Origin of the sequence: Moorena sp. SIO3A2 (assembly GCF_010672265.1) — a bacterium.
GTDB classification, from domain to species: Bacteria; Cyanobacteriota; Cyanobacteriia; order Cyanobacteriales; family Coleofasciculaceae; genus Moorena; species Moorena producens.
The window spans coordinates 106,163-127,597 of the sequence record NZ_JAAHHC010000019.1; the positions used below are offsets into that span (position 1 = coordinate 106,163).

19 protein-coding genes and 2 pseudogenes are annotated in these 21,435 nt (G+C 44.2%); 3 read left to right on the forward strand and 18 right to left on the reverse strand.

The features are described 5' to 3' along the window. Window positions 1-32 precede the first annotated feature (32 nt). The 10 genes and pseudogenes from F6K64_RS21595 to ccmP form a co-directional block, all read right to left on the reverse strand. On the reverse strand, window positions 33-401 hold the full coding sequence (locus F6K64_RS21595; RefSeq protein WP_008177928.1) for an RRXRR domain-containing protein: 369 nt from the start codon (window positions 399-401) through the stop codon (window positions 33-35). A 448-nt stretch (window positions 402-849) separates the two neighbouring features. Beyond that, complete coding sequence (locus tag F6K64_RS21600) at window positions 850-1,809, reverse strand: ADP-ribosylglycohydrolase family protein (protein WP_008177931.1); 960 nt, start codon at window positions 1,807-1,809, stop codon at window positions 850-852. A gap of 80 nt (window positions 1,810-1,889) precedes the next feature. Beyond that, window positions 1,890-2,360, reverse strand: coding sequence for a type II 3-dehydroquinate dehydratase (gene aroQ, locus F6K64_RS21605; protein WP_008177933.1), 471 nt, complete (start codon window positions 2,358-2,360; stop codon window positions 1,890-1,892). A gap of 9 nt (window positions 2,361-2,369) precedes the next feature. Further along, the gene (locus F6K64_RS21610) at window positions 2,370-2,510 is read right to left on the reverse strand and encodes a hypothetical protein (RefSeq protein WP_008177935.1); all 141 of its coding nucleotides are present in this window, start codon (window positions 2,508-2,510) and stop codon (window positions 2,370-2,372) included. Between the two features lie 753 nt (window positions 2,511-3,263). Further along, a complete protein-coding gene (locus F6K64_RS21615; RefSeq protein ID WP_008177938.1) occupies window positions 3,264-4,229 on the reverse strand; it encodes a CHAD domain-containing protein in 966 nt (321 codons plus the stop codon). A 14-nt stretch (window positions 4,230-4,243) separates the two neighbouring features. Beyond that, the gene (locus tag F6K64_RS21620; protein ID WP_131827275.1) at window positions 4,244-5,464 is read right to left on the reverse strand and encodes an RNA-guided endonuclease InsQ/TnpB family protein; all 1,221 of its coding nucleotides are present in this window, start codon (window positions 5,462-5,464) and stop codon (window positions 4,244-4,246) included. Beyond that, a pseudogene (locus F6K64_RS21625) lies at window positions 5,346-5,924 on the reverse strand (IS607 family transposase). Before F6K64_RS21625 ends, F6K64_RS21620 begins: the two are co-directional and overlap by 119 nt. 314 nt (window positions 5,925-6,238) lie before the next feature. Continuing rightward, a pseudogene (locus F6K64_RS21630) lies at window positions 6,239-6,445 on the reverse strand (1-acyl-sn-glycerol-3-phosphate acyltransferase); the annotation flags it as partial. 129 nt (window positions 6,446-6,574) lie between these two features. Continuing rightward, window positions 6,575-7,411 carry a pentapeptide repeat-containing protein gene (locus F6K64_RS21635; RefSeq protein ID WP_008177946.1) on the reverse strand — a complete coding sequence of 279 codons (837 nt, stop codon included), beginning with the start codon at window positions 7,409-7,411 and terminating at the stop codon, window positions 6,575-6,577. 91 nt (window positions 7,412-7,502) lie between these two features. Then, window positions 7,503-8,144 carry a beta-carboxysome protein CcmP gene (gene ccmP / locus F6K64_RS21640; RefSeq protein ID WP_044491860.1) on the reverse strand — a complete coding sequence of 214 codons (642 nt, stop codon included), beginning with the start codon at window positions 8,142-8,144 and terminating at the stop codon, window positions 7,503-7,505. Window positions 8,145-9,386: 1,242 nt separating this feature from the next. Here ccmP and proS point away from each other — a divergent pair. Continuing rightward, complete coding sequence (gene proS, locus F6K64_RS21645) at window positions 9,387-11,198, forward strand: proline--tRNA ligase (RefSeq protein ID WP_008177951.1); 1,812 nt, start codon at window positions 9,387-9,389, stop codon at window positions 11,196-11,198. Between the two features lie 146 nt (window positions 11,199-11,344). On the opposite strand, the gene F6K64_RS21650 is transcribed toward proS, so the two are convergent. From F6K64_RS21650 to glnA, 7 genes are all read right to left on the reverse strand, one after another. Further along, complete coding sequence (locus F6K64_RS21650) at window positions 11,345-11,461, reverse strand: sensor histidine kinase (protein WP_324293442.1); 117 nt, start codon at window positions 11,459-11,461, stop codon at window positions 11,345-11,347. 35 nt (window positions 11,462-11,496) lie between these two features. Further along, window positions 11,497-12,327: a response regulator gene (locus F6K64_RS21655; protein WP_008177952.1), complete on the reverse strand. Its 831-nt coding sequence runs from the start codon at window positions 12,325-12,327 to the stop codon at window positions 11,497-11,499. A gap of 689 nt (window positions 12,328-13,016) precedes the next feature. Beyond that, window positions 13,017-13,826: a lipoate--protein ligase family protein gene (locus F6K64_RS21660; protein ID WP_008177956.1), complete on the reverse strand. Its 810-nt coding sequence runs from the start codon at window positions 13,824-13,826 to the stop codon at window positions 13,017-13,019. 83 nt (window positions 13,827-13,909) lie between these two features. Next, a complete protein-coding gene (locus F6K64_RS21665; protein WP_008177958.1) occupies window positions 13,910-14,413 on the reverse strand; it encodes a YbjN domain-containing protein in 504 nt (167 codons plus the stop codon). A gap of 262 nt (window positions 14,414-14,675) precedes the next feature. Next, a complete protein-coding gene (locus F6K64_RS21670) occupies window positions 14,676-15,575 on the reverse strand; it encodes a ferritin-like domain-containing protein (RefSeq protein ID WP_044491863.1) in 900 nt (299 codons plus the stop codon). Between the two features lie 428 nt (window positions 15,576-16,003). Then, window positions 16,004-17,287 (reverse strand): RNA-guided endonuclease IscB, encoded by a 1,284-nt coding sequence (gene iscB, locus F6K64_RS21675; protein ID WP_287251413.1) that lies wholly within the window; start codon window positions 17,285-17,287, stop codon window positions 16,004-16,006. A gap of 306 nt (window positions 17,288-17,593) precedes the next feature. Then, window positions 17,594-19,015, reverse strand: coding sequence for a type I glutamate--ammonia ligase (gene glnA / locus F6K64_RS21680; protein ID WP_008177966.1), 1,422 nt, complete (start codon window positions 19,013-19,015; stop codon window positions 17,594-17,596). Between the two features lie 850 nt (window positions 19,016-19,865). Here glnA and apcB point away from each other — a divergent pair. Next, window positions 19,866-20,375 (forward strand): allophycocyanin subunit beta, encoded by a 510-nt coding sequence (gene apcB, locus F6K64_RS21685; RefSeq protein ID WP_008177972.1) that lies wholly within the window; start codon window positions 19,866-19,868, stop codon window positions 20,373-20,375. Here the strand turns inward: apcB and F6K64_RS21690 are convergent. Next, the gene (locus tag F6K64_RS21690; RefSeq protein WP_154659637.1) at window positions 20,356-20,601 is read right to left on the reverse strand and encodes a hypothetical protein; all 246 of its coding nucleotides are present in this window, start codon (window positions 20,599-20,601) and stop codon (window positions 20,356-20,358) included. The genes apcB and F6K64_RS21690 overlap by 20 nt on opposite strands. Before the next feature lie 141 nt (window positions 20,602-20,742). Between F6K64_RS21690 and F6K64_RS21695 the strand changes: the two genes are divergently transcribed. Further along, entirely contained in the window at window positions 20,743-21,426 is a 684-nt protein-coding gene (locus F6K64_RS21695) for an SOS response-associated peptidase (protein WP_008177976.1), read from the forward strand. The last annotated feature ends 9 nt before the right edge of the window (window positions 21,427-21,435 follow it).

Below are 21,435 nucleotides of genomic sequence, written 5' to 3' on the forward strand. Positions count from 1 at the left end.
GCATTTTGCTTAAAGACATCTACATTTATTTATTATTCATAAAAAACACTGGAAAGTTTGCCTCCACTCATTTTAAATCCACTCATTTGACATGGGTAGAGCCCACGTTGCGTGGGAAACTTCCAGTGACAATCAGGCCTTGTATACTGTAACAGTAACTGGAGTTTGCGAACAGAAAACTTCATTAAAGTGGTAATTATGGTTTCGTGGTTACCTTGGTCAATCCCCATGGCTATTGGTTGGGTTTGACTTCCAGATGATTCACAGACCAACTTCACCGTAAATACGCCTAGGTCATTATTTACAACTTTAGCTTTTCTTTCTTTGATCCATTCCCTAGGGGAACTTGGGGTAATTTGCATTAGTGGCTGTCGAGTTGGTGATAAAATGGCTACTCCCATGGAGATAATCCTCAATCATGGAGTTATAAGTCCCCTCGACCACCTAATCCAAGATGATTCCTGTCGTTAACCGCGACTGAAGTCAGCAGTCTTGCAGATACTCCAGCTTAGGGGTTGTGGCTGGAAGTTCTTACCAGGATTAGGCTCAATGGTCTAGTCACACTTAGGCTTAAGTCTTACCCCATAAGCACCCTTTATTGCGGGGTCAGTAACAGAATATAATCTCAGACTTCACTGATTTTTAGCTGACAAGGCTCAGAAGCCAGTGTTTTTTTAGATCATCTTAGTTTAACTGGTTTATATTGGTTTTACCTATAGCTGTGGTAGCAAATTCAACACCACGGGTGCAACACAGGCCATGAAAATTTTATGTACCATCAAGTTTCAGGCTACAGCCCCTTGTAGGTGGAGCTTCATTTTTGGTTTGACAGTCCGTTGATTGAACAGCTTATCGCGATCCGATCACTCTTGGTGCTACCACAGCTAGCTTCTGAAACTCAGCTATGGCTGAAACATCATATACACCTGACCACACTGCCAACAACTGGTCTGCTAATTGCCATTGGTCAACCCCAGTACCGCTGAGGTTAAGCGCCATCAGCCAGGGCACTGGAATACCGATGATACCGTTATAGGCACCAGCTAAAGCACCTGTTAAGGCAGCAGTAGTTTGTGATTGATAGCCTGTAAGAGCTGCACGAGTTACACAGAGGCGAAAATCTTCTGGGGTGTTTAGGAAACAGTACAATGCTAAGGCAATCGATAAAGAGCAGTCATCCTCAGACTCATTTCTACGCCTTTGCTCTCGACGCAGCTGGATAACAGTTTGTTCTAAACTTGCCCCAAGCTCGAGTAGAGTTTGTAATTGTTCCAAGTGTTGCACCCAGACCTTTTGATTTTGATAGTTCCCTAGGTAGGCAATGATTCTGGAAATCAGGGTAGGGCAGTCAAGTTTTTCGGTAAGGGCGATCGCTGTCGCCCAAGCTATTGTCAAGACACTCTCAAACCTTTCAGAATCATTTTGCCAAATTGCTGCCGCCTCTAGCAGTTTTTGGCGCAACTTGACTTCATCTTCATGAAAAAATAATGCTATTGGTAAGGTTGCTACTGCTGCTTCGCTACTGTTGGCAGTCCCTTTTAATGAAAGGATAGAGGGTTGAGCCTTTTCACACTGCACTAACCAATCTCCTAAATCGAGGTTGCCACAGCGAATCAAACTTTCAATACCACAAGTAGCAATCTTGCTCCAATGGGAAATCGTCTTACTCAGACCAGCATCCCCTTGGGATGGCGGTCGAAATCTTACTTGAGCTGGTCGTAACTTTTGGCAGCCACTCCCAGCCAGGATTTCTCCCACAAGGCTACCTAACAAGGCACCTCTAAATCGGTTCAAAAGTGAGTACCGCATCCATATTTTGTCAAGAAATCTAGTGTGCTTTTAAATTGCCTTTTTCAACCCGCAAGGCAGCACCCATCAAATTTTTGATTTTAATTACCAATCGATTTTCTCAATGTAAGAACTAGAGCCTGTAACCCCAGTCTATAGCTGTTAGCTCCAAAACCACTAATCTGACCGACTACCACTGGTGCCATGAACGAATGATGTCTAAAGGCTTCTCGTTGATAGATGTTGCTAAGATGAACTTCTACAGTTGGCAAGGCTACCGCAGCTATTGCATCTCGAATAGCCACACTGGTATGGGTATAAGCAGCAGCATTAATTAAAATCCCGTCGTGGTGTCCTAAAGCTTCATGTATCCTATCGACTAAGATACCTTCATGATTAGACTGCAACGCTGTCACGCTTGCCTCAAGCCTTTGCCCTTCTTGCTCTAGGAGATAGTTAATCTCATCCAAGGTGACAGATCCATAAATACCTGGTTCTCGCTGTCCCAGTAAATTAAGATTGGGACCATGGAGAACCAGGATACTTAGACGTTTTCGAGAATCACCGGACACAATGACTATCTAATTCCGACGACACCTTGGGTCATTAACAGGAATGGGGATTGGTTCTGGTTCAGGCTGAGCCTCAGGACCTAATAGCGCTTCAATAAGCTTGCGCGCCCATTCTTGAATTTTTTCCAAAACCTTTTCTATATAGTCCATCAAGCAAAAAGCTCCTATAAGACCACTTGTATCTTTTCTTTTACACTTTCAGTTCCCTAACAGGTTAAAAACCATTACTGCTTTTTGAGCAGATCAGCAAGGGAATCAGTCTTGCCTAAGGTTTTTTTGGCTTGACCATGACTCTGAGAAAGGAAAAAGAACAAAGTGTTGTATCTATTATGTTAATAAGGCTAGCACATTTTATACAATTCATTCAACCAAGATACATTAACCGTGTTTATACCCTCACCAGCATAAGACCTATCAGTTGCCTGACCGAAAAATTGGGGAGTGTGAGGGGTGAGGTCTATACGCCCCTAGCTTTAGATATGGGGTTAGCATCACCCCTGACATAAAACAATTGAGGGATTCGGCGTTTCATTTGTTCTGTTTGTGTTATGATGTTATTACTGGCCTACCACAGGTGAGAAGTCGTCGGTATCACCAATTAATCTACGACGTAAAGCGATGGTAGCAGCAAGGGAGCGAAAAACCCTAAAAACGCATGGACTCTAAAGAGTACCGACCAAAGCGCAAAAGTTAAGTTTTTTAGTCAAAGGTAGGGCGGGGCACGCCCAAACCCTGGGAGAGTTATTCCAGTAAGCTTGTGGAGAGCAGACCGCTGGGTACACTTGCTTAAACTAGATAATGCGTTTGTAGACGGTTATTTGGTGCGAGGAACGGTAAAACCCTTGTGTATTAAAGTCAGCTCGTCGAAACAAGAATCCCCTGGCATAAGCGCCATGGGGAGTGTCAATCAGTCAGTAATATTTGCCGAAAGGCTTGCCTGGTTTCGGGCTTCAAATAATTCTGTTGTAAGGTTTGCCACTGTTGCCATGATTTGTAGCGGTTGGCCTGTAGTAACTGAGCCAACTGGGGAGCGTTATGCTTTAGGTCTGAGTGAAAGACAGAGTTTAAGAATTCGTCTAAAACCATACTGTCCTGAATATCACCTAAGATGCCTTGAATTTGCTTCATATCTTCGACATAGTCCTTATAGGTAGGACTATAGAGTTCAGTAAATAGATTCATTTGGTAACGCACCCGCTTGGCTTGCTTGCGTAGATCGTGAATCATTGATCCACGAATGGCTAGCAGGGACTCAACTGCTGCTGGTTTCAGCTGCTTGGGAGTTTGGCTACCAGTATCCTTAAGATCAACGCCCACTAGCCAAGCGGGGTGGAGTAACAGGCGGCTGACAATGGGTAAGAGTAAATCAGGTAATACTGCAGCCGCTGGCATCTGAGCCATTTCTTTATAGGTGGGTTTTTTTAGCCACAGTTTTAAGGTTTGCTTAAGCTTTTGGTGTGGCTTACCTTGCAGAACGTCCCGAACTTGTTTTAAAGCTTTGCACCGCTTTTTTTCCAAGTAAACGTAGGCTTGCTTCAATGCTTTCCGTTCTTTGGTCGGTAACTTGGGTTGGTAACCTTTGTGGAGGGTTTCTTGGAGGACATCTAGATCTCGAAGACTCCCTAGAATACGGGCAATCTTACCAATCTGTTTTTCAGAGGCTGCTTTGGGCAAGACTACGGCAGGGGTAAAACTAGTGACGGCGGTACGCAAGCGCCGCATTCCGATACGCATTTGGTGCAGCTGTTCGGGATCTCGATCTTCGAGAACGGCGGCTTCGTGACTAAGCATTTTCTGGAAGTGTTTCTGAATTCCCAGATAACTCCATTCTCCAATGGTTTTGGTTTGGGGTAATACTAGTTTGTTCATCGTCCCAGATACGTTTAACCCGGTAATTCGTGGGCTTCGCCGGAATCCGTGTATAGCACGTCAGTAATTGACGAGGAGGTATCTCTCAAAGCTTTCAGGAAAATCCCAAAAGCGCCATTGTGGTCTCGATCAAGTGTGTGTCCGCATTCAGGGCACAAAAACTTCTTAGATCCGCCTAACTTACGGTGAACATGGCCACACCTTGTACAAGTCTTGGAAGTGTACTCTTCAGATACGTCTACTACAAAACAACCTCTTTTAGTTGCCTGATGCTTCAACGTCATCTTGAATCGGTAATGTGCCCAATTCATCATTGCCCTAACTGTTTTACTTCTGATTTTCCTTTTAGCCTTACCGACCATTTGTGATGTTTCAAACTTTGGTAAGTAAATAACTTGATATTCAGAAGTTAGATAGCAAGAAATTTTCTTGTGGGCTTCATCAATTAGGTTACGAATTTTTACCCTAATCCTTTGAGCAGCCTTCCTTAACTTAAACCTCTTTCTCTTGTTAGGGCGTCCCTTGGCCAAGGCTGCCTGACAAATTAATCGATCTAAATGAGAACACAGGCGATAAACCCTTCCAATGTCCCCAGTCCCTAAGTCTATAAATCTCTGGCCATCAAATCCAGTTAAAAAGCTCCTCACGCCTGGGTCTAAGGCGATTGCTTTTTGAGGGATAGGGAAATTATCTTGGTCTGATTCAACGGCAAAGCTAATAAACCACCGACCTCGATCAATGCTAAGTATCGGCTCGTGAGTCATTTTCTCAGGGAGTGGTTCACTGCTAGTGAACGTTAATCCTTTGGTCTGTCTAGGATAAAAGACACCTTTGGAGAAATTAGACTTTTGGAATCGAATAGATTGGACTGGATCGCAGTACCGCCTAAACTTAGTATGACCACCAGATTTAATAGCAGCTTTGTACGCTTCAAAAGCTTGAAACACTGCTAATTGTCTAGGGTTGTAGGGAGTTTGATTTACCCATTCAGGAACATCTAACATCACCTTTTTCCTGAGGTCATACTTCCCAATTTTTGTAGTTTTGAGGATGGCGACCGCTTTATTGTAACACCATCTAGCTGCGTTAATCCAAGTTCTCCATTTAAGCTTCAGTTCAGTTCCCGGGTAAACTCGGATCTTCTTTGATAGCAGTTTTGTACTTCCTGAGACCGTAGAGTCGGCAACTGAAGACATGGACAATGGCGAGGATATTCTCCACCATCTCTCCCTCATAAGATAGGTCTGACTGGTTGAGAACCAAGATCTTGCCACCGTTTTGCGTAACATACCATTCGATAAGTTCAAATCCGAATCTTGGCCTACGGTCTTTGTGTGGGACCACAACCAGGTTGATATCTCTTGACATGACCCGTCCCAATAAGGTTTTAAGACCTTTTCGCTTGTAGTTGAGTTCTCAGCCGATGTCAAAGATGATTTCTGCTTCCGGGAATTGCCCTTGGCAGAACGCCGCTTGCCTTTCGAGGTCGTCTTTTTGTTTTTTGCTTGAAACCCTGGCGTAGATGACGACTGGCTTGTTTGGGACTTGTCCAAGAACGGAGTCAACATCGTACCTCTGTTGATTACTTGGGGTTCTAATGGTTTTGATTTTTCCTGCTTGATCCCAGTATCGGAGTGTTCGCTGTGATACTCCAAGGATTTCGCAAGCCTTTCGGGGTGGAACATAACGCATCAGCGGTTAGTAATAATTGGCTTTCTATATACTGGTACCAGAGTCTGCCGATGAATTCCAGACACTGCCGGAAAAATAATCATCTATTAGCTACAGTCTGAGGTCTAGCAAGCCAGACTCTTGAGATTGAGGTTGAGTGGACTCAGGATAGTTAGAGTCCAAAGCTTAACCTCAAGTTAACCAAAATCCCACTTTGATTAACTTGAGGTTAAGGATAAAAATAATGCTATATATTTTTACTTAGTCAGAGAATATTGTCAAGTTATGATCAGACTTTCCATAGAGGTTTGCAGCTCATGAGTCAGGTCAACTATAGCTTATCTAGCACCATGACGACTGGCTCGATAGGCTGGGTAAAACTCAGAGACCGATATTGGTTTACCAACTCTCATCTGTACCCTTTGCTTACCTAATCGAGGACGATCAAAGGGGTTGCCACCCTTGAGGCGAGTCACCAGATCCCATAGCAGTAAGGTTGTCTCAACAAACCGCTCGACGGTGGGTTTTTCCAGCACATATTGACCTGGTGAGATAAATTTTAGGGGCGGTTGGGCATAACTCATCGGTGTCTGGTCGATAGTGTCTGTTGGATGATACTTGCAGCACTAACTGATTAATCGAAGGTTTGATTGATTGTGATCAGATGTAGTGATCTAAGGATGGATAGTTCCATCAGGCATAATTGTTTCCCTTAGATTAGCTTGGCTTAGTTCAGCTTCAATGATAGTAGCCCCAGTTAAGTTAGCTTTACTGAGGTTAGCGCCCCTCAGCTTAGCTGTAGTGAGGTTAGACCCGCTTAAATTAGCTTTGGTAAGGTTCGCCCATCTAATGTCAACCCCGTAAAGGTCTGCCTCTGCTAGGTTAGCTCCAAACAGATAGCTTCCACTCAGGTGAGCTTCTGCTAGGTTAGCCCCTGGACACTCAGCTTTGTATAGGTAAGCCCCAAGCAGTTCAGCTTGATGAAGATTAGCATTGCTCAGATTAGCATGGCAGAGATTGGCAGCCATAAGGTTAGCCTCAACCAGGTTAGTCCGTCTTAGCTTTGCCCCACTTAAATCTGCTTCTGAGAGATTAGCTTTGAGCAAGCTAGTGCCAATTAGGTTAGCATTACTCAAATCAGCTTCCATCAGGTTAGCTAGGGTCAAGTCAGCCCCAATTAAATTGGCACCATTTAGGTCAGCCCTGATCAGGTTAGCTGCTATAAGTTTAGTCCCAATTAGCTCTGCCGAGATCAGTTTAGCTTTGATTAGTTCAGCATCTTGGAGGTTGGCATTACTGAGGTTAGCTTGACTGAGGTTAGCGCTAATCAGTTTAATATTGCCTAGATTTGCCTTTTTTAGGTTAGCTTTTGCTAAGTTTACCCTTTCAAAGTTAGCCCCATTGAGGTTAACTTCGCTAAGGTCTGGTTCTAGATCTAGATTTGTCTTTCTCCATTCTGTCCATCTCAATGGATCTTGTTTGAGTAGAGCAAGATGTTCTAGATTGGCCATTGAGGTTCTCCTTCACATTATGTAGCGGTGCCAACAAAGACTTTAACCCAATGGCACTACATTAAGGGATCAGGTCAGGAAGAATTCCTTTCTATTCCTTGCGCTTGGCAGCAGGATGTTCACGACCACTCACGCTTTCAATAGCAGTCAGCGCTGCTTGAGACGCTGCTAATATATCCCGTTCTTCTCCGCCTAGGTAGAGGCGTCCAAAGCTGCCCACTGCACTAATTTGTAAGATGTTAATTAAGGCGGATTTCTCTGCTTCATTGGCAGCTAGGGCAGCATAGGCAGCTGGCTCAACTTCTAATACATATAGGGTTTGCCCTGCTAGCAACATTTGACCGCGCCGTGTGCGATTAATTAACTGGGTCTGGTGGGCATCAATATTACGGATAATTTGGCTAGAAATGACCCGAGGTTTGAGCCGATCCTGTTCACGGACGCCCAGTGCGTCTAAAATTGCTTTGCCAGCTGTACGGGTTTCCCCTTGTTTATTAGCATGCACCTCTAGAAGTCCGTAAAGCCGTTCGACCACCAGCACTCCTGGACGCACGGCAGTGGATTTGAGGGCAATATCGGTAATCCGGTTAATTTCAATACCTGGTGAGATTTCAATCCAAAGGGAGGTATCTCCTGGTAAGGGCAAAAATCCTAACGCTACTGTTCCCATGTAAGCGGCGTGCTGAGGCTGCAAGCTGTCTATGTATACGTAACTGCGTAGTTCAATACCCAAAGTTTATATCTGTTCCTTTTTTAGTGACTAGAAGTTGTCCAAAAGGCAATTCGCACTCACAGAAGCCTACCACACCTCTCGACCTTCTGGTTTACCCCAGTGAACCTCTTCACTGATTTCGACTTGATTGGCTAGTAATTCATCTAGGGTATATTCTTCAGGTTATTCTACCGGTCCCAAGACTAATTTTCCGTCTACAACCCTGGAGATTATATTCATCTTTAGTCCCTACTGCTAAGCAATGGCTTTGGGAATTATAATGGCTAAGGAGTTTCTCCACCTACTGATATCCGTTAGTGAAGCATCTCGGTTGGAGATTCGTAATGGTGTTGATTTTATGAATTTTAATTACAGATATACAGCCGCCATAAAACTATGGTAAATTCAGGGGTATTAGTTTCTTTTTAATTCAATTGTCTGCTGCGTTTTTTTGCTATAAATCTGATAATTATTCCAGAAAATATCCATCATGGCTTTTAATATGATTATTTGTTAATTAATTTAATTTTATTGCTAGTTTATTTTTTTTGCCTATAAATTATATATCGTAATTATCTGGATATTTTATTTATATCTAAGTTTTTTTTGATAGCATAAAAACTATTATAATAAAGAGTATTGTTTGATCATAACAATGATCAAAATAGCGTCAAAAACTCTTGTTTATCTTTTATTAATTTTTATTTAAACAGTATGATTTTATTTATAGACAGCAATAAGTATTATCACTATCACTTAAATCTAGTCTTGTTTGGTTGAGCTATGAATTGAAAAACGTCTCCAATATTACATTTTTAAGAGTCCGTTGGTTATCGATAATAATCTGGTTGATAGGGGATTGGTTAATGCTTTGGTTGCTCTTACTGATATCTAGTTTATTTAAAGCTCCGATGGTAACCTGTTCACTAATCAAAGCAAGAAAACGTAAGGTGTTGCGTCAGTCTTAGAATGAATAGGAGTAGAGTGGGCATCCTGCCCGCCCGAAAATATTGATAACAGGCAAGATGCCTGTTCCACAAAACTATTCACATCATTCCATTATTAAGCAACGCCAAACGTAAAGCTTCGCAAGCTAAAACGTCTATAACCAAGATTATGCTAATTGAAATTAAACTAGAAACTAGCCTATAATCACATACCTTCTCAGAGGTTGAAGAGTATGTCAATCCTGGCTGACATACTGTTGATGAAAGTTTTAAACTGATGAGATAATGGTAGTTTGGTCTAAAAAGGAAGTAAGTAATGCGACTGTCTCAGATGCTGTTGGTGACACTGCGGGAAGACCCAGTGGAAGCAGAAATCCCTAGCCATAAACTTTTGCTCCGTGCGGGTTACATTCGACGTATTGGCAGTGGCATATACGCCTATTTACCCATGATGTGGCGTGTCCTCAAAAAAGTTTCTCAGATTGTGCGGGAGGAAATGGATGCCACAGGTGCTCAAGAGTGTCTACTGCCTCAGCTACAACCGTCTGAGCTGTGGAAAGAATCGGGTCGTTGGGACACCTACACCAAAGCTGAGGGCATTATGTTTGCTCTGATTGACCGACAAAAGCGGGAATTGGGGCTTGGACCAACCCATGAAGAGGTAATCACTACTGTTGCTAAGGACATGATTCGCTCCTATCGGCAATTACCTCTAAACCTGTATCAAATTCAAACTAAGTTCCGAGATGAAATTCGCCCCCGATTTGGGCTGATGCGGGGACGGGAATTCATTATGAAGGATGCGTACTCCTTCCATACCGATCACGAAAGCCTGAAAAAGACTTATCAGGCGATGGATCAAGCCTATAGAAATATGTTTAGCCGCAGTGGTTTGGAGTTTAGAGCGGTTGAGGCTGACTCTGGGGCGATTGGGGGTTCGGGTTCTCAAGAATTTATGGTTCTGGCTGATGCTGGGGAAGACGAGATTCTCTACACAGAGGATGGCAAGTATTCTGCCAATGTGGAAAAAGCGGTTTCCTTACCACCAGACCTAGAGCCCTCACCCTATAACACTTATGAAAAACTAGAAACTCCAAACACCTCAACTATTGACACCCTCTGTCAATTCCTGAAGTGCTCTGCCACTAGTGTGGTAAAAAATGTCCTTTACCAAATTGTCTATGACAACGGGATGACGGTGTTGGTTTTAGTGAGCATTCGGGGGGATCAAGATGTAAATGAGGTGAAGTTACAGAATGAATTGGTGAAATTGGCAGACCAATACGATGCCACAACGGTTTTAGCCCTGACGGTACCAGAGGTGGCTACCCAGGAAAAATGGGCATCGAAACCTCTACCTTTGGGCTACATGGCACCTGATTTGGCAGATGATTATATCAAGTCAGCTAAAGATATTGCGCCTCAGTTTTTGCGGTTGGTAGATCAAACAGCAGTGGAACTGAAAAACTTTACTACTGGTTCTAATGAGTCAGGCTATCACGTAGTTGGTGCCAATTGGGGTGAGCAATTCCAGTTACCGAAGCTAGTGGTGGATGTCCGTAAGGCGAGTCCAGGCGATCGCGCCATCCATGACCCGAATCAAACCCTAAAAAGCGCTCGCGGAATAGAAGTTGGCCATATTTTCCAGTTGGGGACGAAATACTCATCGGCGATGGGGGCTACCTACACCAGTGAGCAAGGGGAAGAAATTCCGTTATGTATGGGCTGTTATGGGGTGGGAGTGTCTCGGTTAGCTCAAGCAGCTGTAGAGCAATCCTATGACAAGGATGGGATTATCTGGCCAGTTGCGATCGCACCCTACCATGTGATTATCACGATCCCGAATGTGGGAGATACCCAGCAGATGGCAGCAGCAGAAAAACTTTACACTCAACTCAATGAAGCAGGTATCGAAACCCTGCTTGATGACCGCAACGAACGAGCTGGGGTCAAGTTCAAAGATGCTGATTTAATTGGGATTCCCTACCGGATTGTCACTGGGCGATCGCTTAAAGATGGCAAAGTGGAAGTGGTGGAACGGGCTACCCACAAATCGACAGAACTCTCCCTTGAGGAAGTGCTACCCACCCTGAAGCAGTGGATTGATACAGCTCTAAGGACGGTTTAGGATTGAGGGTTGCAGGTTGAACGCGATTGCGTGGCCTTTTGGCCAAGGTTGTTCGCCCAAGGCGATTTGATCTAGGGTAGGTTGAAGGATACAAGGAAGGATACAAGGATAACCATTGGGTGAATATGACGAATGACTAATCAGTGTTAAACCCATTCTATGGGTAGGGAAACAGTAAACTTCGCTCCCTTACCCAATTCACTGTCCACAGTTATCTGACCCGCCATCAGATCACAGAGCTTTTTCGCGATCGCTAAACCCAACCCAGCCCCACTATACTTGCGGGTGTCCGACTCATCTACCTGAGTGAAGGGTCAGTCAGTTGGAGTTGAGTACTGTCAGTTCGAGCATGCTGCATCATGCTTTGAATGATGCCCTCGGCTCTTTGACCATGAAGTTTGATAGCGAGAGAATTGTCTCGCAGTTCTGTCAAGGTGTCTTTGATATAGCTAGCTGTTGTTGTTTCTATATGCTCTAATTGTATTTTAAATTCTTCGATGAGTTCCTCAGCTAACTCCATCGAACCTTCGGCATAATTGTTGACAAAGTTGAGAGGATTCCTCAGTTCATGGGCAACCCCTGCAGTTAAGGTACCGAGGTATGCTAGTTTCTCTGTGGCAATAATTTGCTCTTGGGCTTCCTTAAGCTGTTGGAAAGTCTTACTTAACCTGGTTTCCGCCGCCGCACGTTCCGCAACTTCTTGTTTCAAACGGGCATTTTGTTCATCAAGGGTTATAGTCAAATGTCTTAGTTGTAGATGTATCCTTACTCTAGCTAATACCTCGTCTTGTTGAAACGGTTTGGTGATGTAATCGACGGCTCCGATGGAAAGACCTTTGACCTGATCAACTGTGTCAGTCAGTGCGGTCATGAAAATTACGGGGATGTCTCGATTTGAAGGGTTTGCTTTTAGTCTTTTGCAAGTCTCAAATCCGTCAATTCCTGGCATCATTACGTCCAATAGAATTAGATCGGGTTGATTATAGTTAACTTGTTCAATCGCGCTTTCACCATCTGTTTCCACAGCAACCGTAAAGCCAGCATTGTGCAAAGCCTGGGATATGACTGATAAATTGGTGGGTGTATCATCTACAACTAAGATGAGATTTTTGTCTTGATCGTATGTCACTGGTTCAGGGTCATATCAACACAAATCGATTTACTCATAAATTGTAAAATATCTATAATTTATCATCCCTTAACCATGTCTAAGTCTAAATTTATTTATTAAAATAAAACAAATAGTTTTGAGTTATAATCCTAGAAAATTTAGTTATTATGAATTTATTTTTATCAATTATTTCACTTATTAGAGTTAGCAAAATCTAAGCCGGAACAAAAAATGGGTAGCCTGATTAATCTGTGCTGCTGCATACTTGAAGCTATTACTGAAAAAGGTGCTTGTTTAGGATTATATAAACTTACCTTGAACTTACCCTCAGGGAAAATACTGACAGGAGGTGGGATTTATGGCAGTTATTGTCAAAAATTGAGAAACGAGCCAGGAGTATATTGGGCTCGGAACAGGATTTGGAGCTTACAAATCATCACGCCCAAGTCATTTCTGGTAGTAACTTTAGACATCAGCTAGTTTGTTGCCTACTTTTGCTTAAGTTCTGATATAGCACTACGCATTCAGATGTAAGACAATTCCTAAACTCCGAAACGTAAGTAATCGCTTACTTCTGACTTCTTACTTCTTACTTCTGACTTGCACGTAGCGCTATAATTTCTGTTTTATCCATGATAAAAACCTCTCCTTGTCTGCTTTTCCATCAGCCTTAACTATGGGTGTTCAACCAGATTTGTTCTGATCGGCTATTGATCTGATCGGCTATTTACCAAAGCCAGAATTTCTTGCCACTCCTGATTTGATAAAGGCTTCTCTACCAACTCCACACCAAAACAATCGGCAGCAGCATGAGTTAGGGCATCCACCACAATGTTTATTAAGGCATCTCCCCGTTGAGCCATGGGTAGATCAAAGGGAGGGGGCGCTTCCCCAAACACTTGAGTATACAGTCCAGCATCTGGTTCTAAGGGAATTGAGCCATGCTGCAAAGTCACATTACCACGGCGCAATTGAGCACTACCAATCAGTTTAGAACCATCTGCCAACACTAAATCGGCACCAGTAGCAGTCCCGAAACAGTTGGGATTGTGAATATACCCCCGTCCGGCTGAACCATAGTGCAACTCTACACCAAGCGAGCGCCACCCCTGAATCAAAAACTCACAAATTTGGTGATAGGCATCAAGACGTTTACCAGTCAACCCGGAATTAACCACCATATAGGTCAAATCTCCCTGATGTAGCACAGCTCTACCACCAGTGGGACGCCTTACCAGCTCTACTGGTTGTGATGCCCAAGTGAGTTGTTCCCAGAACTCAGGCCAACGGCGTTGATGGTAGCCAACAGAGATGGTTGGTGATGCCCAGGTATAAAATCGCAATACTGGGGGATGTTTTCCCCGTTGGTGCTGGGCTAGTAGCCACTGGTCAATGGCCATCTGAAGCCGCCCTGATGCCTGTAGTAAGGGAATTAAACGCCAGGATGAACTCTGAAGTGGTAAGTCTGAACTATCAGAAGTCTCAAGTGGTAAGTCTGAAGTATTAAACAATGCCATTGTTGGCTGATTTGTTCGCTAACTGGTATGTTTTAATCTTTATCCTTCACCTGTGTGGTAATATCAACTGGAATCAGAAGATTTTAGGCCGCACCAAACTCAGCTTGTAATAAGTCATCATTGTCATCGGCTATAGTGGCTACCACGGTAATGGCGCGAGAAATTTCTCCTGGGGACAATTCAGCAACAGTTCGCGTGGATAACACGACAACTTGATCCTCAACAATAGCAAAGCGGGATTCAAAGGTGTCATACCAGTTCATTTCCAGGAGCTTGCGCATCAATTTTGCCTCGTCCTTGGCAGGTAGATGCATCACAGAAGACCAAGCTGTGAAGGTGTCATCATCTGTGGAACCAGTGAGCTGAACGAATACTTCCACGCTACCGTACTGAAACTTCCACAAGTAGCCTTCTTCACTGTGGCTTACCATAGCGCTATTGTTTTGTTCCAGGCTGGAGATGACCGTTTCAATGTTTTCGACATAGTTAACGGCAGTCATAGTCTGGTTGAACTCACTGGCAACGATTTCTGCCATTGACAAGTCTTGACTAGATAGAGTGTCAGGATTCGGCTGTGGGTTTGTCATAATCTATTTCTCTGTGCTGGTCTTGGGGTTTGCCTAAGACCCAGTATCACCTGTAGCTATGCTTCTTGACACGTTGAGTGATTTTCTTAAATCAAGGGTCGAGACATGCAATTAGGTGAGACAGGCAAAAAGGAAAGGGTCAAGGGGAAAAAATGATTTTGCCTTAACCTTTTTCCTTGAACCCTTGTCTTAGATTTTACCTTTGAGATACCGAAACACTAACAAATGCCCTTGAACAGCTTCTGACTTCTTGACCAATTTTCTAGGAGACAGCTTTTTGCTGATGTTTAGATACCTGATTCAGACCGTTCAAAAACATTGGCACAAATTTTTCGATAAACCCTTGTGGATCTTGCTGCCAAGCCTTTTGTGCTACCTGAATCCTGGTCATTTGCAGTTCAGGGGCTAGCAAGGTTTGGGGTAAGCGCTCGATCAGGTACTGAGGACGTTCCCACACTGGCAAAGTATTGGCAACCTCTAGCAAGTTATTGAGTCGGCGCAGTTCAGCACCTGCCATCAGATCTATACCAGATTCATAAGCCGCCTGTTCTATCGCTACATACTGGCGCTTTGCCTGTTCGACCTTCTGTCGATGTTCTGGGCTTTTCTTGGCAATTTGTGCCAACCACCGATTCCCCCAACGCACATGACCAACTTCCTCTGGGAAAATCTGTTCAATGGTTTTAAGAATCTTAATATTTTCTTCCGTTTTCGGTGCCTCTTTCAATGCTTTGATGTGAGCTGAGAAGTACTCACATCCCCGTTTTTCGGTGACATTAATCGCTGCCAAACCACCGATCAGTCCATCGTTCAGCTTTCCTGGTTGTTTATAGCTTTCCTGGTCGATCAGTCGATCAAATTCCTTGATGTAGGACACTCCAGGGGGCTTACCAATATCTGCCCCCAGTTTCATGAGTAGGTCAGTCAGCCACATGGCATGACGAGCTTCGTCAGCAATGTGATGAGATAGGTCACGCACCAGTTCTTTTGGCTGACCATCCAGCTTTTCTACCAAATCCGTGAGATCCAGGCAACTGTGTTGTTCGTTGTAGCGATAGCGGTTGAGCATGACCAGGTGAAGTTTGCGATCGCGTACCACATGTGGCAGGATTTCACGGGCACCCATGCCATTGTTTGATTTGTGAGGATATGCAACTGTCATAGATTTTCTTAGCTAAACCCGCACCAAACCCACGTCTGACCCGATAGGGGAACGGTCGTTGAATTGGGGACAGGAATTATTTATGACCAAGTCTACTGTAGACTATAATAGCGTTTAGATCTCGGTTGTTAACATACTCCCAAAGGCCAAGAGGCATGCATGTAAGAGGCAAAAGGCAAAAGGGGCAAGAGCTCCGGAGTTTTATTCGACAATAAAAAAAGACAATACAGGTTTACATCTCAAATACAAACGCGCTTATCATGAAAAAAATTACTGGACCTCGTAGCAGCAAAAAACATGATTCAGTAATAAAATCAATCTAAAATCAGTGTGGCTCGAAGTGTTCCTCAATGGACACTGAACCTACGGTTTCAGCTGTCCGAGGAATTGCCGTCAAACAAACAATTGAGCGATAGTAAATCCGCTGTTCAGGAGCCATATTCGTATCCATCAGCAAAGTGAATAGTTTTCAAATATTTTGGATGAACGTCAAACCTTTTGCCGACTGTGGTTAGTTTGAAACTTGGTCTAAATCGAATCGCCACTCGACCGGTGTAGATTCCTAGGTACTTCCCAGTTAAAACATTAGCTTTCACTAAATCCCCTGTCTGGAAACCCATAAAGAACTTTTGGGATGGAGCATGACGGATTGGGAAGCCGTAGCGGTCAGTCCCGCAACGCTGACGAGTTCCATGACCTTTTGCCTTGATTAATAGTGGCTTAACTCCCTTTAAAAGTAGCTTTTCCGGTGTAGAGGCACCTACGCAAGCCGCATCAGTCCAGTGGTGTTTCTCGATGCCTCTGGTCTTACGGTTAAACTTGGTTGTACCCCCTGTACCTGTTTCTAATAGCAAACTGAACGATTGCAGCCTTCTGAACAGTTCCCATCGGGTAGCGTTAACGGCTGCCGCATCTTTCAATGGTGCTAATGCTTGTGCCAAAATTCGTTTGAGAACTAATGGTTTTTTTTTCAGGAACTCTTCAACAGGTTGGTTTCCTTTGGCTTGATTACAATAATGACAAGCCAATGTTAAGTTGCTCACACGGTTACTACCTCCCCTTGATTTGGCGATGATATGTTCAATCTCTAAGGGGACATTTTCAACGCCGCAATAAGTGCATTTTCTACCCCATTTGGTCAATAGATACTCTTTTACTTCAAAGCCAAAGAGCTCTCCGTGTTGATACTCAACACCGCTAATCTCAGGATTTTGTAATTCCTGAGTATCGAACCTAACCAGCTCAGTAGAGATGGCTGTAATAGGACAAACTTTGAGCATCCGTCTGACCCATGTTTCAATGTTGGCAATCCGACTCTCAAGAGAGGGAGGTAACCATCCTTGTTTACGGGTTCGATTCAGAAATCGAGGTTTACGGTAACGGGTTTTACGGTTACGGCGTGCCCTTCTTAATGCCCTACGAGATTCAAGGGCGTCTTTAATTTGTTGCCCTCTGTGAGAGATTTCTAACGCTCCTACAACACGTCCTGTCTCCTCTTGAACTACGGCAATTCCAGTTACTTTGCTTCCAGGGTCAATCTTAATCCTATGAGGATGAACTATCGATTCTTCCGCCGTTCTCTCCTGTAGCACGATCGTGAATGGATAGCGCTTGTAGACTTTCGCTCGTCCTTTTGTGAGTAGTTCTCTCGCCCGTGCTGGATGGCAAGGGTCAAGAGGCAAAATGTTTTTGTCTACTACGAAAACTCGCATTACTTTGAACGCTCAACATAAGTTGGTAAGGTTTGCCTCGACGTGTTAAGACTCGGTACTTTCTGAGTAACACTGGCTTTCCCGAATGACCTGTTTAATTACCCAGTTGTAGTGCTTGAAACTGGCACGCATTTCAAGGTACGAATTTTAACGCTTAGTCTTAACGGCTGCGCGAGGCGAGGATTTCTTGCCTCGCGCCGTCTGGTCAACAGGCTTTATTCAAGCCCACACTGTACCTTGAGGGTCAGTGTGCGGTAGTTGACCCTAGAGGATGGCTAATGGTCTTAGTTCACCATTGACAAAGTATTAGACATCGTAGTATAGTGCGAACTCATAGGGATGAGGCCGCAACCGCATGGGGTTGACTTCGTTGTCTAGTTTGAATTCAATCCAGTTGGTAATGAAGTCTTCGGTAAATACTCCTGATTCAGTCAAGAAGGTATGATCCTTTTCTAAGGCTGCCAGAGCATCCTCTAGAGAACCGGGGGTGGATGGAATTTTGCTCAATTCCTCTGGAGAGAGGTCGTAAATATCCACATCTAGAGAGTCACCTGGTTCAATCTCGTTCTTGATGCCATCAATACCAGCACAGAGCATGGCAGCGAAGGCGAGATAGGGGTTACAGGTGGCATCAGGGCAACGGAACTCTAACCGCTTGGCCTTAGGATTGGGGCCAGACAGAGGAATGCGGATGGAAGCTGAACGGTTGCCTTGGGAGTAAGCTAAGTTGACTGGGGCTTCAAACCCAGGAACCAGACGCTTGTAGGAGTTCGTGCTGGGGTTGGTAAGTGCTAACAGAGCCGGGGCGTGCTTGAGTAAACCACCGATGTAATGGAGCGCCATGGTACTTAGGTTGGCGTAACCATCACCCCAGAACAAGGGTTCCCCATCCTTCCAGATAGATTGGTGGGTATGCATTCCCGAACCATTGTCATTAAAGATTGGTTTGGGCATGAAGGTGACAGTTCTGCCATACTTTTTGGCAACATTTTTGATGACATACTTATAAGTCATCAGATCGTCAGCAGCCTTAATTAGGGTGCCAAAGCGGAAACCCAACTCGTTCTGTCCACCTGTAGCTACCTCGTGGTGGTGCTTTTCAATGGGTACGCCGCACTCTGCCATGGTTAGCAGCATTTCGGTACGCATGTCTTGCAGGGTGTCTGTGGGGGAGACAGGGAAATAACCTTCTTTATAGCGAGGCTTATATCCGAGGTTACCACCTGCTTCTTCTCGACCAGAATTCCAACGACCTTCAACGCTGTCTACATAGTAGTAGCACTGGCTCTCGGTTTGGTCAAAGCGAACATCATCAAACACAAAGAATTCAGCTTCTGGACCAAAGAAGGCGGTATCCCCAATGCCAGTGCTGATCAGATAGTCAAGGGCTTTCTGAGCAATGCTGCGTGGATCGCGGCTGTACCATTCCCCAGTACGCGGTTCCTTAATGCTGCAAATCATGCTCAGGGTTGGTTCTTTCATGAATGGGTCGATCCAAGCCGTTGTGGCATCAGGAACCATTGCCATGTCAGATTCGTTGATTGCTTTCCAACCCCGAATACTTGAACCATCGAAGGGAACTCCATCGACAAAGGAATCCTCTTCTATTTGGTCTTGGTAAAACGAGCAGTGCTGCCAGATCCCTGGCATATCAATGAATTTAAGGTCGATGATTTTTATGTTTTGGTCTTGAATCATTTTCAAGACTTCTTGTGGGGTTTCAGGCATGAATGACTCCTTTGATCAGCTTTACGTTTGTTTACAAAGAAACAATCTTAGAAAATTACTTGAGTTAGTGAATCTACCAAAATTGGCGACACTTAAGCTTTCCCAAACCGAGGACGGGCTAGGTAAGCATCCGAGTCAGTTATTCCTGGGGAGATACTTTTTTTTGAGTGGTGCAAGCAGCACGATTTTCTTAAAAGCATCTTGATGGGCTTTTCCCTTGAACAGTGAAAAGTTGTAGTTCCCTGATTCCTGACTCATCCTAGGGATAGAAAGTAGGACATTATGTATCTAACAATACAGAATGTCCTAAGATGATCGGATCTCATATGAATAAAAAATTAAATTTTCGAGTTCTAGACTAAGTCAGGTTCGCACAAAGGCTCGCACAAAGGCTCAACAGAAGGTCTTTGTCTGGTCACCATGGCACAGAGGCGAAGACTAGGCTCTGGTTAGTGGCAGGTTTTGCCTAAATCCCTCTATATGGCCTCTATATGGGCAATGGGGTTAGTGGGAGCATTTGGTCGGTCGGTTCTAGTTTCCCTGTTTCCCCCCTCTGGAAGTGTCTTGCTCAACTATAAGGTCACATCTATGGTGGGCAACGCCCAATTCTCAAGAAGCATTAAGGATGAAAGCAACAAGCAACAGGGTACAATCTAGTGATGAAAGATATGTATACGCTTAGCTCCAGCCAATTATAGCGTCTGGAATTGAGCACACATTCAACTTGCTGTTTAACTCCTGTGGAGTGCATAGTGTAGCGCTCTGTACCTGTTGAGTGCTCGCCCTATATCTAGGGAAGAGGTCAATAGTAAATCAAAAATATCAAGATTGTTGTTGGGAGAATAATTTAATGAGGGATCTAGTCACAAACTTGATTAGGAATTATGATAGCTCAGGTCGCTACCTAGATCGGGATGCCATCGATTCACTTAAGTCTTACTTTGAAACTGGCACCGCTCGGGTGGCTGTAGCTACTTTAATCAATGGCAATGCTGCTTCTATTGTCAAGCAAGCATCAGCACAACTGTATGAGGAAGTTCCTGAACTGTTGCGTCCAGGTGGCAATTCTTATACAACTCGTCGTTATGCTGCTTGTTTACGAGATCTGGATTATTACCTGCGCTATGCTAGTTATGCCCTAGTTGCTGGTGATACCAATGTCCTGGATGAGCGGGTTCTACAAGGGTTGCGGGAAACCTATAACTCCCTAGGTGTGCCAATCGCTCCAACCGTGCGTGGGATTGAGATTATGAAAGATATGGTCAAAGCAATGGCAACAGAAGCTGGTATTGGGAATATCGGATTTGTTGATCAGCCCTTTGACCACATGAATCGTGAGTTTAGCGAAACAGATCTTTAAGACATTGATGGTTGGTTGACAGTTGACGGTTGTACGGGTGACTGGAATGGTTGCCCGTACTATAGCGCTGCGCGCAGGGAATCGGGAATCGGGAATCGGGAATCGGGAATCGGGAATCGGGAATCGGGTAATTGCTGATTATATTGCTAATTTTGTCAAGGTCTATTACTTGAACGCTGCTCCAGTAAGGGACGAAACTAGCAAACCTTCCAGAGCCGACCGCCACAAATGATTGAATTGCTGATTGAAATGCGATTGGCCGTAGGCCACGCTACGCGATCGCTTAATAGCAGGCTTGCTGGTTTGTAGCACTCAGGACGGATAACTTGCTTCTAAAATAGTACATAAATACTAAATCACGTCCAGTATGTGTGGTAGATTCACCCTGACAACTATAGGGGTAAGCCTAGCGCGAGCTTTTGATTTAGATGATGTGCCAACCCAGGAGGCTAGTTACAATATTGCCCCTACTCAGCTGGTGGCAACAGTATTAAACCCCTCAACTGAGACTGAGCGACAATGGCAATTGTTACGTTGGGGTTTGATTCCTAGTTGGGCAAAGGATATAAAAATTGGGGCAAAACTGATTAATGCTAGAGCAGAAACGGTAGCAGAAAAGCCAGCATTTCGCAGTGCATTCCGTCGTCGGCGTTGCTTGGTTATAGCGGATGGTTTTTATGAGTGGCGACGAAAGGATGGCAAGAAGCAACCGTTGTATTTCCATATGAAAGATAAGCGTCCGTTTGCTTTTGCAGGACTTTGGGAACTTTGGAAAAATCCAACGGGTGAGATAATTGCTTCTTGTACAATTATAACCACAGTAGCTAATGACATTATCAGTCCGCTCCATGATCGAATGCCAGTCATATTAGAACCTAGGGATTATGATTTATGGCTGCATCATCAGGTAAGTCAACGGGAGCTATTGCAGCCACTACTGATTCCCTATGATGCCCAGAAGATGAGTGTTTATCCCGTTAGCACTACTGTGAATAATGTCAGAAATAATAGTCCTGAGTGTATCATCCCTGTGGAACTTGATAATAATTAAAATAGTCCC